The 15,839-nt window shown below is 36.5% G+C and carries 13 protein-coding genes; 8 read left to right on the top strand and 5 right to left on the bottom strand.

Annotated features, from left to right (window positions below; translation table 11 throughout):
* The first annotated feature begins 55 nt into the window (after positions 1-55).
* Entirely contained in the window at positions 56-1,306 is a 1,251-nt protein-coding gene (locus tag EW028_RS13820) for a BaiN/RdsA family NAD(P)/FAD-dependent oxidoreductase (RefSeq protein ID WP_131521293.1), read from the top strand.
* A gap of 41 nt (positions 1,307-1,347) precedes the next feature.
* On the opposite strand, the gene EW028_RS13815 is transcribed toward EW028_RS13820, so the two are convergent.
* The gene (locus tag EW028_RS13815; RefSeq protein WP_036118779.1) at positions 1,348-2,040 is read right to left on the bottom strand and encodes an AIM24 family protein; all 693 of its coding nucleotides are present in this window, start codon (positions 2,038-2,040) and stop codon (positions 1,348-1,350) included.
* A 268-nt stretch (positions 2,041-2,308) separates the two neighbouring features.
* Positions 2,309-3,577: an L-lactate MFS transporter gene (locus tag EW028_RS13810; RefSeq protein WP_004226054.1), complete on the bottom strand. Its 1,269-nt coding sequence runs from the start codon at positions 3,575-3,577 to the stop codon at positions 2,309-2,311.
* 831 nt (positions 3,578-4,408) lie between these two features.
* Here EW028_RS13810 and EW028_RS13805 point away from each other — a divergent pair.
* From EW028_RS13805 to EW028_RS13775, 7 genes are all read left to right on the top strand, one after another.
* Positions 4,409-5,980 (top strand): ATP-binding protein, encoded by a 1,572-nt coding sequence (locus EW028_RS13805; RefSeq protein ID WP_227744952.1) that lies wholly within the window; start codon positions 4,409-4,411, stop codon positions 5,978-5,980.
* A complete protein-coding gene (locus EW028_RS13800; protein WP_131521291.1) occupies positions 5,977-6,645 on the top strand; it encodes a response regulator in 669 nt (222 codons plus the stop codon). The genes EW028_RS13805 and EW028_RS13800 overlap by 4 nt, the downstream gene beginning before the upstream one ends.
* Positions 6,646-6,925: 280 nt before the next feature.
* Positions 6,926-7,960 carry a DctP family TRAP transporter solute-binding subunit gene (locus EW028_RS13795; RefSeq protein ID WP_131521290.1) on the top strand — a complete coding sequence of 345 codons (1,035 nt, stop codon included), beginning with the start codon at positions 6,926-6,928 and terminating at the stop codon, positions 7,958-7,960.
* Between the two features lie 57 nt (positions 7,961-8,017).
* Positions 8,018-9,064 (top strand): DctP family TRAP transporter solute-binding subunit, encoded by a 1,047-nt coding sequence (locus EW028_RS13790; RefSeq protein WP_131521289.1) that lies wholly within the window; start codon positions 8,018-8,020, stop codon positions 9,062-9,064.
* Positions 9,065-9,309: 245 nt separating this feature from the next.
* A complete protein-coding gene (locus EW028_RS13785) occupies positions 9,310-9,807 on the top strand; it encodes a TRAP transporter small permease (RefSeq protein WP_048391136.1) in 498 nt (165 codons plus the stop codon).
* Complete coding sequence (locus EW028_RS13780) at positions 9,788-11,056, top strand: TRAP transporter large permease (RefSeq protein WP_048391134.1); 1,269 nt, start codon at positions 9,788-9,790, stop codon at positions 11,054-11,056. Before EW028_RS13785 ends, EW028_RS13780 begins: the two co-directional genes overlap by 20 nt.
* 9 nt (positions 11,057-11,065) lie before the next feature.
* Positions 11,066-12,277, top strand: coding sequence for an MFS transporter (locus tag EW028_RS13775; protein ID WP_131521288.1), 1,212 nt, complete (start codon positions 11,066-11,068; stop codon positions 12,275-12,277).
* 20 nt (positions 12,278-12,297) lie between these two features.
* Here the strand turns inward: EW028_RS13775 and EW028_RS13770 are convergent, their stop codons facing one another.
* From EW028_RS13770 to EW028_RS13760, 3 genes are all read right to left on the bottom strand, one after another.
* Positions 12,298-13,197 (bottom strand): DMT family transporter, encoded by a 900-nt coding sequence (locus EW028_RS13770; RefSeq protein ID WP_131521287.1) that lies wholly within the window; start codon positions 13,195-13,197, stop codon positions 12,298-12,300.
* A gap of 157 nt (positions 13,198-13,354) precedes the next feature.
* The gene (locus EW028_RS13765) at positions 13,355-14,566 is read right to left on the bottom strand and encodes an amidohydrolase (RefSeq protein WP_131521286.1); all 1,212 of its coding nucleotides are present in this window, start codon (positions 14,564-14,566) and stop codon (positions 13,355-13,357) included.
* Complete coding sequence (locus EW028_RS13760) at positions 14,563-15,813, bottom strand: amidohydrolase family protein (protein ID WP_131521285.1); 1,251 nt, start codon at positions 15,811-15,813, stop codon at positions 14,563-14,565. The genes EW028_RS13765 and EW028_RS13760 overlap by 4 nt, the downstream gene beginning before the upstream one ends.
* Positions 15,814-15,839 lie beyond the last annotated feature (26 nt).

Genomic DNA, 15,839 nt, shown 5'->3' with positions numbered 1-15,839 from the left:
ACTTCATGTATAATAGGAAAGATTCCTAATTTGAACAGAAAGTGAGTTTCTAACTATGTATGATGTAATCGTGATTGGTGGTGGCCCATCTGGTTTAATGGCGGCGATTGCTGCTGGAGAGCGCAAAAAGAAGGTGTTATTGTTAGAAAAAGGCACAAAACTAGGCAAGAAATTGGCCATTTCTGGCGGAGGACGCTGTAATGTTACAAATCGTTTGCCTGTTGAAGAAATTGTGAAGCATATACCCGGTAATGGCCGTTTTCTCTATAGTCCATTTACCGTTTATAATAATGAAGATATAATTGCATTTTTTGAAGGGCTTGGTGTCGCCCTAAAGGAAGAGGACCACGGTAGAATGTTCCCTGTATCCAATCGCGCACAAGATGTCGTTGATGCGCTGATTAGACAGCTACAACGTCTTCATATTGAAGTTCGTTTACACACAGCTGTCAGTAAGCTTCTAATGGATGAAGATAAAATTTTGGGTGTACGTCTTGCTGATGGCACCGAAGTCCGTAGTCAAGCAGTCGTTGTAGCCGTTGGGGGCAAGGCGGTTCCACAAACAGGCTCAACAGGTGATGGCTATCCTTGGGCTGAACGTGCGGGTCATACAATCACTACCTTATTCCCAACAGAAGTTCCTGTTATTTCAAAAGAAGATTTTATTCAAGCACGTGAGCTACAAGGACTAGCATTGCGTGATGTTGCTGTCTCCGTGCTAAATAAAAAAGGCAAGGCACTCGTCACCCATCAAATGGATATGCTCTTTACCCATTTTGGTTTAAGTGGTCCTGCTATTTTGCGTTGTAGTCAATTCGTTGTGAAAGAATTAATGAAAACAGGCTATGAGCCCGTGACAATGCGTATTCAAACACTGGTACATTATAATGAAGAAACATGTCTACAATATTTAAATAAATTAATAAAAGAAGATCCGAAAAAGGCTGTGAAAAATGTTTGGAAAGGCATAGCACCTGAACGATGGCTCTTGTTCTTATGTGAGCGAGCACATATTGATGTTCAATTGACGGGCGTTGAATTATCCCAAGAGAAAATTCGTCAGCTAGCACGTTTACTAGTAAACTTCACGTTAACAGTGAGTGGCACACAGTCACTTGATAAGGCGTTTGTAACAGGTGGCGGTGTCTCTGTAAAAGAAATCGAGCCAAAAACAATGGCCTCAAAGAAAAAAGAAGGACTGTTCTTTTGTGGAGAAATTCTTGATATTCATGGCTATACAGGCGGCTATAACATCACTTCAGCCCTCGTAACGGGACGTATTGCAGGAATGCATGCGGCATTATAATAGGAGAAAAAGCGTGTCCGTGGAACAACGGACACGCTTTTTTAGCTTTCACTAGACATATAAACTTCTTCAAATGGTTGGATAATGACAAAGCCCTCACCAGAAAACGCCATCTGGATGGATTCTCCACTGCCTCGGCCGATAAATGTACGGAAGCTAATATCTGTTTTAAATTCAGGTGTTAAGTTGCCTGACCAGGCGACAGTAGCATGCGGATCAGTATATACTGTTTCACCTGGTTTCACTAATAATGTCAGTGGTTCAAAATGAGTTGTAATCGCAACCTTCCCTGTTCCTTGAAGGGTTACATTAAATAAGCCACCTGACATGATGCCAGCCATTTTACGCATCAAACGTATATCCCATTCGATGCTAGGCTCAAAGGCAAGTAAATCATTGCCATTGACACAAATACTGTCGTTTTTCAAATCAAAAACAGTTACTTTCTTTCCTTGATCCGCTAAGTAGAGTCTGCCCTTTCCGCTAGCTTTCATCAATTGCGTACCTTCACCCGTTAAAGCCTTTTTAAACATTTTGCCAAGACCATGCTCCAAGACGCGCTCACGTTCAAATTTAATATCACCTGTATAGGAAATCATAGCGCCCATTTTTGACCACACTTCACCGTTTAGATTAACCTCTAATACGCGTTCAGTTTCCAATTCAAAATAATCATTCTCATTATCGTCCTGCTGTGTTTTATGAACAAATTCATCTAAAGAAAATTTCCCCATGATTGATCCCTCCCTAATTACTTTATATACGTTGTTCTTTGAGAAAAGATTCAATTTTTAATGGATTGTTCCTCATCGTGCATTTCGTTACAAAATTTCTCTTTTAATTACGAAATCACTTTATTTCCAGTAATGTTATTGACTTCAGACATGTGCTGTTATACATTAAACAAAGAAATTACAATTGTTATATAACAAGCACTTCAAAAAAATAACTATATAAGTGCCATCCACGAAATGACACCTATATAGTAATTGAAAGTTCATATTATTGTGTAGCAGATACATCTCCAACATTTTGCGCTGCTTTTAAAGCTGTTTGCTTACGTACATCTGCACGTAACGTTAAGGAAATAATCAACGAAGCTGCGATTAAACCTGCGAATACATAGAATACAGGAATGTAGCTTCCATACGCATTTTTGATTGCACTTACTAACAATGGTCCAAAAACTCCACCCAATGACCACGTTGTTAATAAATAGCCATGAATCACACCAAGTTGCTTTGTGCCAAATAAATCACTTGCAAATGCAGGTAGATTTGAGAACCCACCACCATAGCAACTAACAACTAAGAAGATAAGTGCTTGGAAAATAATTACGTTAGTTGTATGTGGTAAAACGATAAATGTGATTAGCTGTGCAGTAAAGAAAATAACGAAAACGTTAGAACGACCGATATAATCAGACACAGCGGCCCAGATTAAACGACCACCACCATTAAATAACCCCATAATTCCTACCATTGCGGCAGCACCTGCTACTGATAGACCGACAATTTCCTGTGCCATTGGTGAAGCAACAGAAATCATCATAATCCCTGCTGTTACATTAACTAAGTGCATGGACCAAAGCATCCAGAAGTGCTTTGTTTTAACAGCTTCTCGTGCTGACATAACAGCTAAATCTTTCTTCACTACGTCCTTACCATTATTGGCAGCTGCTTTCATATTAGCAGGCATATAACCTGGCTTAGGTGGTGCTATATATGAAGCCCCTAAAATCATTAACGTGAAGTAACTTGCCCCTAGAATAAAGTATGTTGTAGAAATGCCAACTGCCTCCATTAAGTTGGCTGCGACTGGTGCTGTAATAAGTGCACCCGATCCAAAACCAAGTACGGCCATACCTGTTGCTAGACCACGACGGTCTGGGAACCATTTTACAAGTGTTGATACAGGTGCAATATAGCCAATCCCCATTCCTAATCCACTAAGAACACCATATGTTAACCAATACATAACAACAGAATCCATTGAAATGGCTACACCAGCACCAGCTTGTCCTGCTCCAAATAAGACAGCTGCTACCATCGCCGATTTACGTGGTCCCATTTTTTCTACTAAACTACCAAATAATGCAGCTGAGAAACCAGCTAATCCCATCATAATGGTAAAGGCAATCGTTACCTTTGTTTCACTCCATCCCATTTCTGTGACAATCGGTAGCTTGTATACACTGTATGCATAGGCTCCACCGATTGAAAGGTGAATAGCGATTGCAGATAATGCAATTAACCATCTATTTTTATTCATAAATTCTCATTTCTCCCCTCTTTTGCTACCTGTGAAAATTCTATGAACGTCCATGTAAAACAATTTACCACTTAGAATTATTCAAATGCAAGATGTTTTTCTAAAAAATATTATTTCTCCAAAAAGTTTTTTATTCTTTTCTTAAAAATTAAAATCAAACAAACCTTACAGCCTCTAAGAAAAATAAAGTTTTACAAACTAAAAAATCTACATATACTAGATTTTATTATTTTTCTACTCTACTTTATCGTTATATATTAATTATTCTTGAATAATTAATTTTGTGTATATATTCACATACTGTTTATGAATAAAATCTTAATTAGAATATTAATTCTATTATTTATCTACAGAAAGAACGTTTTCTTTAGTTTATTTACGCTAGAATTTTTAAGAACAGAAGAGAAATTCGGAACTATTTTCTACAAGATTTTCACTTTTATATGTATGAATGAAACACTGATTCCCGTCTTTTATTTCCATATTTTTTATCTTATTCAAAAAATCAACAATACAATCAATGTATATTTCAAATTATTTATTGAAAGTGAACTATTTTTTATTATTCAAATATATATATTAGAGTGCAATTTTCTGGCATATATACGCCACTACAACAATATAAATCATATTTATCATTCGTTTTGTTATACTACACAATAATAAAAATGCTCTTCAACAAATCTTGTATTACAACAGCTATGTTATTTATGGTAATTTAGTATAAACTAAGAATTTTTAGTATGTTTTAAGGTAAACATGCTTATTTTGTAGAATAGGGGTGATGAATGTATAAAAGAAAGCTAATAGCTATCGCTCTTTTATATGTCTATGAAAAATATATCTTTACGTCTAAAAATGTTTATTTTTTCATTTATTATTGTCCTTTTTTCTATAGCAACAAGTGGTGCTATCATGATCCATAACCTTTCGGGTGCATTTGAGAAAGAATTTGGAGCACGAGCCATTGCTATCGCGAGAACCGTTTCACAACTGACAGAGGTACAAAATAATGTTGGGAAGCCGAATGGATTTGAAGTTATTCAACCCATTGCAGAGAGAATTCGTTTAACAACTGATGTTGATTATATCGTGATTATTGATATGAAGAAAATCCGCTATTCTCACCCTTCTGAGAGCAAACTTGGCACAGTTTTTGAGGGTGGAGACGAAATAGAAGCTTTTTCACAGCATGAATACATATCAAAAGCTCAGGGAGTGCTTGGCTATTCCATCCGTGCATTCGTTCCTATCATGAATGAAGAAGGTACACAACAAGTTGGTGTTATTACAGTTGGGTTACTTACCCCAAAATGGTACAACCTACTAGATGAATATCAATTTGATATATTGATTTCTCTTTTTTGGGGACTAGCTATTGGATTAGGTGGTTCAGTCTGGGTAGCTAATCACCTAAAGCGTCAAACATTTAATTTAGAGCCATACGAAATCGCTCGCTTAGTGGAAGAGCGATCTGGCATTATACAGGCAATGGATATTGGTATATTAGCAACCGACGAAAGCGGTAATGTATCATTTATTAACCGCCTCGCAAGGCAATATACTCATTTCTTTGAACAGAGAATTTCTCGCAAAGAATTATTTAATGGGACATGGCTTGCGGAAGACATTTTACAGCAGCATGAAATATATAGACCTTTACTTATACATGACCAGATGTATTTAGTACGCACCTTCCCTATTCGAATTTTAGATCAAAATGCCGGATACCTTATAATGTTAACGGATCGTAAAGAGGCAAATATGTTAGCTGAAGAATTAACAGGGATTAAAATGCTTGTGGATTCCTTACGAGCTCAACAGCATGAATATATGAACCGTTTACATAGTATTGCAGGATTAATTCAACTAGACCGTAATGATGAAGCTCTGAGTCTTATTATTGATGAAATTACGGATGAAGAGGAAATTATACAAATTTTACATGATAAAATACTTGATTACTCGATTCAAGGTTTACTACTTGGGAAGTACTCGCGAGCAAAAGAACTCGGCGTGGAACTGACCATTGATGATGATTCAAAGCTAGACGATATTATGAGCGGTTTTTCTAGTGGTGATTTGGTAACTATAATTGGGAATTTGCTTGATAACGCGATGGAAGCATGCTTTGAGTGTACGTATAAAGATGTACGATTAACGTTAATTGGCGATAAGCATTATCTATATATAGAAGTACAGGATAGTGGCATGGGGATAATAGGTTTACCGAAACGAATTTTCGAATATGGTTTTACTACCAAACAAAAGGAAGGACATGGTATTGGCCTTGCACTTGTTAAACAAATTGTAGAATCTAATAACGGAAATATACAAGTTGAATCAACGTTCAATATTGGTACAAATATTACTATTGAGGTAGGGGTGATAGAAGAACAATGAGTAAACTTTCAGTTTTTATTGTAGAAGATGATCCAATGGTGCTTGAAATAAATAAAGGTTTTTTAAATAAAATGGTTGGTTTTCAGCTTGTAGGCGAATCTATCACTGGTCGTGATGCTTACGAAAAAATTAAAGTAAAAAAACCAGATTTAATTTTACTAGACATGTTTTTACCAGATATGACCGGTATGGATTTATTTTTAAAACTCCGTTCAGAAAGAATTCCTTCAGATATTATTCTGATAACTGCTGCGCGAGATGCACCGACTGTTCAAGAGGCTTTACGATTTGGTGCAAGCGATTATCTCATTAAGCCCTTTCGCTTCGAACGTTTTGAAAAAGCTTTACAGCAATATAAAAATAGCTCTAAATTGTTTACTAATTGCACAGCCTTAAATCAAGAGGATATTGATAGTTGGCTAGGTATACAACAAGAGTCAAATGAATTACCTAAAGGCTTAAACAATTTAACGATGAAACAAATATTAGATTATTTAACAACATATCGAGTAGCTATAACCTCCGAGCAGCTGGCCCAAAATGTTGGAATGGCAAGGGTTACAGTTAGGAAATATTTAGATTTTTTAGCAACTAAAGGAACCGTTAGCATTGAACTACAATATGGAACAGTTGGACGACCAACGAAATATTATTCCATAAAATAATTGAGCATAAATAGTTATTAAAATAAAAACTCATATAGAATCTGCTATTTTTCTTATTATGCATAGCTTTATGATGCTTTACTATGCACATTAATAAAAGAAAAGTAAGCAGATTCTTTTTTCTCTAGCAATTATCTTGTATTATAACAATTTATCAATATAACTAATTGTTATATACCATAAATACCAAAATGTTCATTAAAACCATAATATTGAATATTTATTCGTATAAAATACAATAGAAAGCGTTCACATCTTATACAGTTAGGAGTGAATAGACATGTGGCGTAGTCCTATAAAAGTACTTTTCTTAAACTTATGTTTTTTAACCATCCTCATAGGTTGTCAACAGCAGACCTATCCAACTGACAATGAGCAATTAAGTCATGAAGAACAAATTGTCATTCGCTTTTCACATGTTGTAGGTGAAAACACACCTAAAGGAATGGCAGCAATTAAATTTGCAGAGCTTATTAAGGAACGAAGTAATGGTCATGTAGAAATTCAAGTTTTCCCGAATGGCGTACTGTACAAGGATGGCGAGGAGATGAATGCTCTTTTAAGAGGAGATATTCAGATGATTGCCCCTGCCATTTCAAAAATAACTACGTTTGTACCCGAATGGTCTGTCATGGATTTACCTTATGCATTTAAAAATGCAAAAGAAGTTCATACATATGTTGAAAGCGAAGTTGGACAATCATTAATGAAGAGATTAAATAAACACAATCTAATCTCGATGGGCGTATGGGATAGTGGCTTTAAACAGTTAAGTAATAGTATTCGTCCCATCCAAAACTTAACTGATCTACAAGGCTTACGCATGAGAATAATGCCAAGTGATATTTTAGCTGAGCAATTTTCCATTGCCGGTGCCTATCCTAGACGAATTGATTTTAATACGGTCTTCCATCAACTACAAAAAGGCAATGTTGATGGGCAAGAAAATACGCTAACTAATATTACAAGCAAAAATCTACATTCACTTCAAGATTACTTAACTATTAGTAATCATGGTTATCTAGGCTATTTGTTATTAATGAATAATGAATTTTGGAATTCCCTCCCTAAAAATGTACAGGAGCTTTTGATTGATACTCTTGAGGAAGTACAAAAATGGGAGTGGCAACAAGCAGAGAATTTAAGTACGGAAAGACTTCAGGAAATGGAAGCATGTCAATGCATACAAATTCATTATTTAACGGAGGAAGAAATAGAGGATTGGGAGAACGCCTTTAAACCTGTATACGACTATTATGCAGAAAATTATGGTTTTAAATATATTGAGGCACTTCCTAAAAATCAATTTCATTAACTAAGGTTTAAAAGGTTGCCCTTTTAACTATAAATATAAATTTTAGGGGGATATAGAATGAAAAAATGGCTTTTCATGTCATTCATGGCTTTGCTTTTAGTCGTACTTGCGGCTTGTGGTGGCGAAAAAAAAGAAGCAGCTTCTGCTCCAGCAGCTGAGGGAGATGGTGGCTACACCAAAGAAAAACCTCTTGTTATTAAATTCTCTCATGTAACTTCAATTGATAGTGTTAAAGGTAAAGCAGCTGAGGCATTTGCAAAACTAGTGGATGAAAAAACAGAAGGTAAAGTGAAAGTTGAGGTTTATCCATCCTCACAACTATATGGAGATAATGATGAATTAGATGCCTTAGTATCAGGAAATGTGCATATGATTGCTCCTTCTGTAACGAAAATGGTAAAAATCGATCCTCGTTGGCAATATGTTGATATGCCTTACCTTTTTGAAAATCAAGAGCATGCTCGTAAGTTCTTTAATTCAGATGTTGCAAAGCTGATTCTAGAATCTGACCAACTAGCAGCTAACGATATTAAAGGTCTCGTTTTCTGGGAAAATGGCTTTAAACACTTTTCCAATAACAAACACCCACTTGTGACAGTGGACGATTTTAAAGGACTAAAATTCAGAGCACAAGCAGGTAAAGTTTTAGAATCGCAGTTTAAAGCTTTGAATGCTGGTTCTGCGACAATTGCATTTGGTGAAACATACGCTGCCTTACAACAAGGAACAGTAGATGGACAAGAAAACACATTTAATAACTTTGATACTCAAAAATATCAAGAAGTTCAAAAATACTTCTCCGTATCTGAACATGGTCGTCTAGACTATGCCATCTTTGTAAACAAAACATTCTGGGAAAAAATACCTTCAGAGCTATTGACAGCAGTTGAAGAATCATTGAATGAGGCAACAACGTTAGCTTGGGATTTAGCTGCGGAAGAAAACGGAAAATCATTCGAAAACATTAAAAACTCTGGTATTGAGGTCATTGAGCTATCAGATGCTGAAAAAGAAGCCATCAAAAAACAACTGGAACCAGTCTATGAAGAGTTTACTGATGTTATCACAGAAGAACTAATTAATGGTATTCGTGATTTAAAATAAACAGAGTTCTTAAAAAAACTTACTATTCCAACAATTAGTTGATGTAAGGAATAGGAAATTGCAACAATTTCTTGGGTATTCTTTGTTAGGAAGTTGCCCGTAGTAGTGAGTTATCGTCAATATCAATAATTTTATTAGTATATCGCTTACTTACAAACGGGTGCTAAGAAGCTCACTTCAAACTGCAACATTTACAGTGGGAATAAAAGCATCCGTTTTTAACTTTAAATAAAGGAGGCATCAACATGAAGGCCGTTTATAAAATATGGGGCTACTTAGAAGAAATTCTTGCTGGAATTTTTTTCGTAGCAGGTGTTGTACTCATTTTTTATGGGGTTATTATGCGCTACATATTCAATGAACCACAAGCATGGGTAGAGGAATTAGCACGCTATTCTATAATTTGGGGTACATTTTTGGGATTTGGCTTAGCTCTTCGCCACAATCAGCATATACAGGTGGATATTCTATATGACAAATTAAAGCCATCGAAAAAACGTCTATTAGATTTAGTAGCAACAGGCTTGAGCATCGCCTTTTGCTTAATTTACACGTACTATGGTTTTGTTTTAGTGGAAAATCGCTATACATCTGGTATGGTTTCACTTGATATCGGGATTCCAATGTGGATTGTATATTTAGTCCTACCTCTTTCAGGTATTTTATTTTTACTAAGATTCGTAGAACGATTAGTTAATATTCTACGAGGAAAGGATGAAGAATATGCTAATCCTCTTACTTAGTTTCTTTTTGCTATTATTTCTACGAGTACCTGTTGCTATTAGCTTAGCACTATCAACAATTCTAGTGTTCTTCCAAATAGATTTTAATATGAATATGATTCCACAGCGCATTTTTACTGCATTAGATTCCTTCCCTATGATGGCCATCCCAGGATTCGTGCTGGCTGGCGTATTAATGGCGCGGGGTGGGATATCCAAATATTTAATTGAAGCTTTACGTGCATGGATTGGTCACCTGCCAGGTGGTCTTGCAGTTGTTACAATTGTTGCCTGTGCTATTTTTGCCGCTATTTCAGGCTCTTCACCTGCCACAGCAGCAGCAATCGGCTCTATTATGATCCCAGCAATGATTTCAGCAGGCTATAAAAAACGTTATTCGATGGGACTTGTGGCAGCAGGTGGTACATTAGGCATTTTAATTCCACCGAGTGTTCCATTAATTATTTATGGTATCACCTCAGAGCAATCAATTGGTGAATTATTTATGGCTGGGGTTCTTCCTGGATTAGCTTTAACAGGAATCTTAATTATTGCTGCTATCGTTTATGCGAAACGCAATGGATTTAATGGAGATCAACCAGCTTCTTGGGAAGAACGTGGGCGTAAATCTTTAAAAGCCATTTGGGGAGCATTTTTACCTTTTTTAATTTTAGGAACAATCTATTCAGGAGTTGTGACACCAACTGAATCAGCGGTGATAGCTGTTTTCTATGGTCTTATTGTATCCTTGTTTATCTATCGTGAAATGAAGCTAAAGGATTTCCGCGAAGTATTAGTAGAATCTATTAATATTACCGCTATGATTTTCTTAATAATAGGTGCCGCTTCGTTATTTGGACTCTATTTAACAAATGCACAAGTACCACAGCAAGTGGGTGCATGGATTGCAGAAAGTGATTTAAATAAGTGGATTTTTATGATAGTTGTCAATATTTTGTTCTTTATCATGGGTATGTTCTTAGAAGCCGTCTCCATTATTCTAATTACTTTACCAATTTTATTACCAATCCTTGCACACTTCGATATAAATTTAATCCACTTTGCCATTATTATGACGATTAATATGGAATTAGGAATGATCACTCCACCAGTTGGATTGAATCTCTTCGTGGTTAGCGGTATTGCAAAAGAAAAACTTGGGGAAGTGGTAAAAGGCGTTATACCGTTTATCATTTTAATGATTATCTTCTTAGCACTTGTTGTCTTAATCCCACAACTTTCTCTCTGGTTACCAGAGCAAATGAAATAAGGTTTTAAGATGGGTATAAATACAAAGGGTTATTCAATAAGAGATCGCTCTTTTTGGACAATTGTCATTAGTTTGGGCGGGGCTTCTGTTTTTGTATTTGCAGCAATGTATTCTGTTCAGCCCCTGCTCCCCTTCTTTACAGAGCAATTTCATATTTCTGTATCCGTTGCAAGTCTATCCGTATCTATGACTACTCTATCAGTAATTCTTGGATTAATCGTGCTAGGTTTTTTATCAGATCGTTATGGAAGAGTTTTGTTCATTCATTTATCCATAGTTTTTACTGTCATACCTTTTTTTTTCATGCCACTAACTGATTCTTTTTCTACTATTATTTTATTACGCTTTATTCAGGGCTTTGCTATTGCAGGTGTACCTGCAGCAGCACTTGCCTATCTTAGCGAAGAAATTGATCAACAATCAATGGGCTTTGCCACTGCATTGTATATTTCTTGTAATGCACTAGGCGGAACAATTGGTAGACTCATGATGGGGTATGTCACTGAATATTTTTCATGGAAAATGGCATTTATTTCATTAGCCATTATGGGATGCATCGTTATGGTAATTGTCTGGTGGATGCTACCTAAATCCAAAAATTTTTCGGTACAACAGCGTACGATTCAACAGGATTTACAAGGCTTTTGGTTTCATTTGAAAAACCCTCATTTATTGATGCTTTTTGGATTAGGAGTTATTTTACAATTATCCTTTACTGGAGTTTGGTCATTTATTCCCTATTACTTAACAGCCCCTCCTTTTCTATTATCTTTACAAAGCATTTCTTTTATTTTTTTAGCGTATGGTTTAGGTATTATTGGTTCGCCTCTTGCTAATGCACTCGCAGGAAAAGTTGGATTACATACCATTCGAACATTTGGTGTTTGTTTATTAACTGTGGGAATACTTTTTACATTAAGCAAGTCACTTTTCATTATTGTCATGGGACTTTGTCTAGCATGTTTAGGTTTTTTTACTGCTCATGCATTAACTTCCTCATTGGTAAGTCGGCTAGCTCTTTACCAAAAAGGAAGCGCCTCTAGTCTATATCTGGTCGCTTATTACCTTGGGGTGGCCTCTGGAAGTACAATACTAAGCCCTGTTTGGTCATTATTTCAATGGCATGGTATCGTGACCATTACTGCTTTTCTGCCAATAACATACCTATTTATTTTAAATTCGCTACAGAAACAGCAAAAAAGAGATGTACTCAAAAAATGAGCATCTCTTTTTTTGCTAATTCATTGTTTTTTTTCAAGGACAATTGCTTTAATTTCTTTATAATATATGCACAGTAAAATTCCTACTAAGATTAATAAAGAGCCATATAATTGAACACTTGTAGGGAATTGTTTTAAAAATACCGCACTCAATAGCATAGCTATAGCTGGCTCAAAGTTTAACAACAGCGACGCATTTGTTGAGCCGACCTCCTTCATTTTTTGATTCCACATTAAATTGCTTACTCCGTGAATAATAATCGCTGATAAAATGAGCAAAAACCAGTAGGGCATTGCAACTTGCCAATTCGTCTGTGGCAAAATAGTAAATGAAAACGGTACGAGCACTAGTAAACCTATTAAATTTGTATAGAACGTAATCGACTGGGCTGACATTTTCTGACTAAGATGATTGACAATAATGAGAAACAAAGCAAAGCTTAGCATTGTAATTAAGCTCAACACTTCACCCACACCGATTGAAATGGTGATAAGTGCCCCTTTTGTAATGATGAGGCCAACACCAACAAATGAAAGTACCGCACCTAGCCAAAATATGCCGTTACGTGATTCATGATAGATCATTTTATTCAGTAGAGATGTAACAATCGGTGCACAGGCTAATATTAAAGCCGCAGTGATAGGAGAAGTGTGCTGGAGACTAGCATAAAAGCTATAGTGATTAATGGAAACGCCCAGTATTCCTGCCAGAATCAATAACAATAGATCCTTTCTTGTAAATGTTGTTCGGCAAATTGCTTTCCAACTAATCCCCCCTAAAAAGAGAACAATGACAATTAACCTAAAAATGGCGACCGTTAAAGGATCCCAATGGTCAATTAAAATAGAGCCAATAATGAAGTTACTGGCCCAAAAAAATACACAGCTAAATAAAATCATATAGATCGTTAGTTGTTTCATATTTTATCGCACCCGCAAATAAAGAGATTTCTACATAAGTAATGGCAAATCTACTTTCCTTTCCTTTATTCATCTTTTCTATTAAAACATAAGTATAGCAAACTAGAAAATTTCTAGTTTGCTATGTTATCTAAATAAGGGGGATTTAGATTTATGCTTAGTTGATAAACTTTCCTTTAGACATAACCACTCGGTTGGATGGTTTACGTGCAATAACTTCCGCGCTTGATACTGCGTCAAAAAATACAAAACTTGCTTCGTCCTTCACATTCGGCCAAACCTTCTGACCATTTGCATCTAATGGCGTGACACCACCTGTAATATATTTTAATGTTCGTCGAATAGAGCGTTCGTCAAGTTTACGAGAAATATCTGCAAAAGTAGTCGCTTTTTCTAAAATATCTCCTGAGCCATTAGGACTCCAAGAATCATAAAAGCCGTCACAACCAAAATGGACATCCACGCCGTGCTCTGTTAGTAATTCAATCGGTGGAATTAATCGTCGCAAATCAAATGGCACCGTTGACATTATTTTTACTTGTTGTTGTGCTAAACGATCTGCAATTTTATGCTGTTCCATGATCGATACATCACCAAGTGAAAACGCATGACTTATTGCCGTTCTACCCTGATATTTGGCATCCTCCACGATATCTATCCATTTATCGATTGTATAATACCCAACATGGCCACCATCATGTAAATGAATATCGACATCAACATTAAATTCCTGTGCAATATCCATCACTTCATAAAGAGAAGGCTCGATTGAGTTATCGATGCCTGCTGGATCTAGGCCACCAATCATCGTCGCTCCATTGCGTAAAGCTTCACGCAATAATTTAGGGACATCATCTCTTAATAGACCATGCTGTGGAAAGGCAATGACGTCGGATGTCACGACATCTTTATAATCGTCCAATGCCGCTAGAACACCTTCTAAATTTTTTAATCCAATGTATGGATCAATATTGACATGTGTACGAATATGATTCGCACCATTCTTAAGGATTTTTTCAATCATTGCAGCCGCACGTTGTTTTCCTGTTGTAGCAAGAACGGATAACTCTTGTGCTTCACGTTCAAGTCGTTCCTTTAAATTCTTTACGGGCACACAAGCCTTCCACGGTAAAGATAAGTATGTTTTATCTAAATGATTATGCATTTCCTTAAAGGCAGGTAATAGCAGCTTCCCTTTCATATCTGTGACTTCGTTTGGAGAATCAATTGCGTCTGTTGCGGGTACAATTTGCGAAATGAAGCCATCTGTAATTTCAAGGTGAAAAAGCTCCACTTTCGTTCCAACTGTATCATTTTCCTTTAGATATTCTCCTGTTTCAAGTAGAACATTTGTAAGCCAGTGCTTCATCTGAATTCTCCTTTCAACTCTCCTACATCCTGTTGGTGAATCATTTTGCCTTGTGAAATGACCGTAGTAATTGGGCATCTTCTTGCTATCACATGAGCAGTGCTCACGCCATCCACTAACAGCATATTCGCTTTATCACCAACTTGTGGCCAAACACGTTCTCCAGCATCATTTAAGGGTGTGATACCACCAGAAGCGTATTTCCAAGCTCGACTTAATGAGTATTCATCAATAAAACGGAATCTCTCCGCCATGACATTTAATTTCATAATCGTATTACCAGTACCATATGGTGACCAATGATCTGTTAAGCTATCATGTCCGACTGATACCTTTACACCATTGTTATAAAGATAAGGGATTGGAATTGTCGAACGGTTCAAATCAATTGGTACAGTTGTTGTTACATCCATTTGTACCTCAGCCATTGCTTGAACTAAATTTTCTAAACGTGACTGTTCTAAATCAGCAAGTGCCATCGCATGGCTAATTGTGACTTGTCCTTCTTTTTTCGCTTGTTTCGTTAACTCTATCAGTTTATAAAATTCAAATTCGCCTAGGGTGTTCGCTGTGTGAATATGAATATCGATCCCTGCATTATAGTCTTGTGCAATACCCATTGTTGCTTGCAATGACTTTTCGATATTGCGATCTACAATGGATGGGTCAACGCCTCCAACAAGCGTTGCTCCCATTGCCATTGCCTCACGGACGAGTCCCTCTACATTGGAGCGTAATAAGCCATGCTGTGGAAAGGCTACAATATCATAGGTGATTTGATCTTGATAGTTTGCTAAAACCTGCTTTGTAATTTCAATATGCTTTGTCCCAATTTGTGGGTCAACATTACAATGTGAACGAATATGTGTGTGTCCTTGGGAAATGAGCCACTTCACCATTTCCTCAGCTCGATAAGCAGCTGTCGGCAATTGTTTAGGTAGTAGTGTTCTTTCCTCTTCAATGCGTGTTAAAATCCCTTTAGTAATGGGTCTTGGTGCCTGCCATTCTCCGCCGAAATACGTTTTATCAATATGAATATGCATCTCTCGGAATGAAGGGACTAATAGTTGCTGTTGTGCATCTATTACTTCTACATCTTTATCAGCCACTATATCCTTATCTACTTGTTGAACATGCCCATCTTCGATTAGAACATCATAAATACCTGTACGAGTAGCAACAATGTGTTCATTTTCGCGCTCATATGCTTCTTCTAATCTCACATTTTTCAGCAATAGTTTACTCATAGTTTCCTCCCAATTGGTATTTTCCG

The organism is Lysinibacillus sp. OL1, assembly GCF_004332175.1.
GTDB lineage: Bacteria > Bacillota > Bacilli > Bacillales_A > Planococcaceae > Lysinibacillus > Lysinibacillus capsici.
The sequence above is the reverse complement of the archived record's forward strand: the minus strand, read 5'-3'. Positions and strand labels throughout refer to the sequence as shown.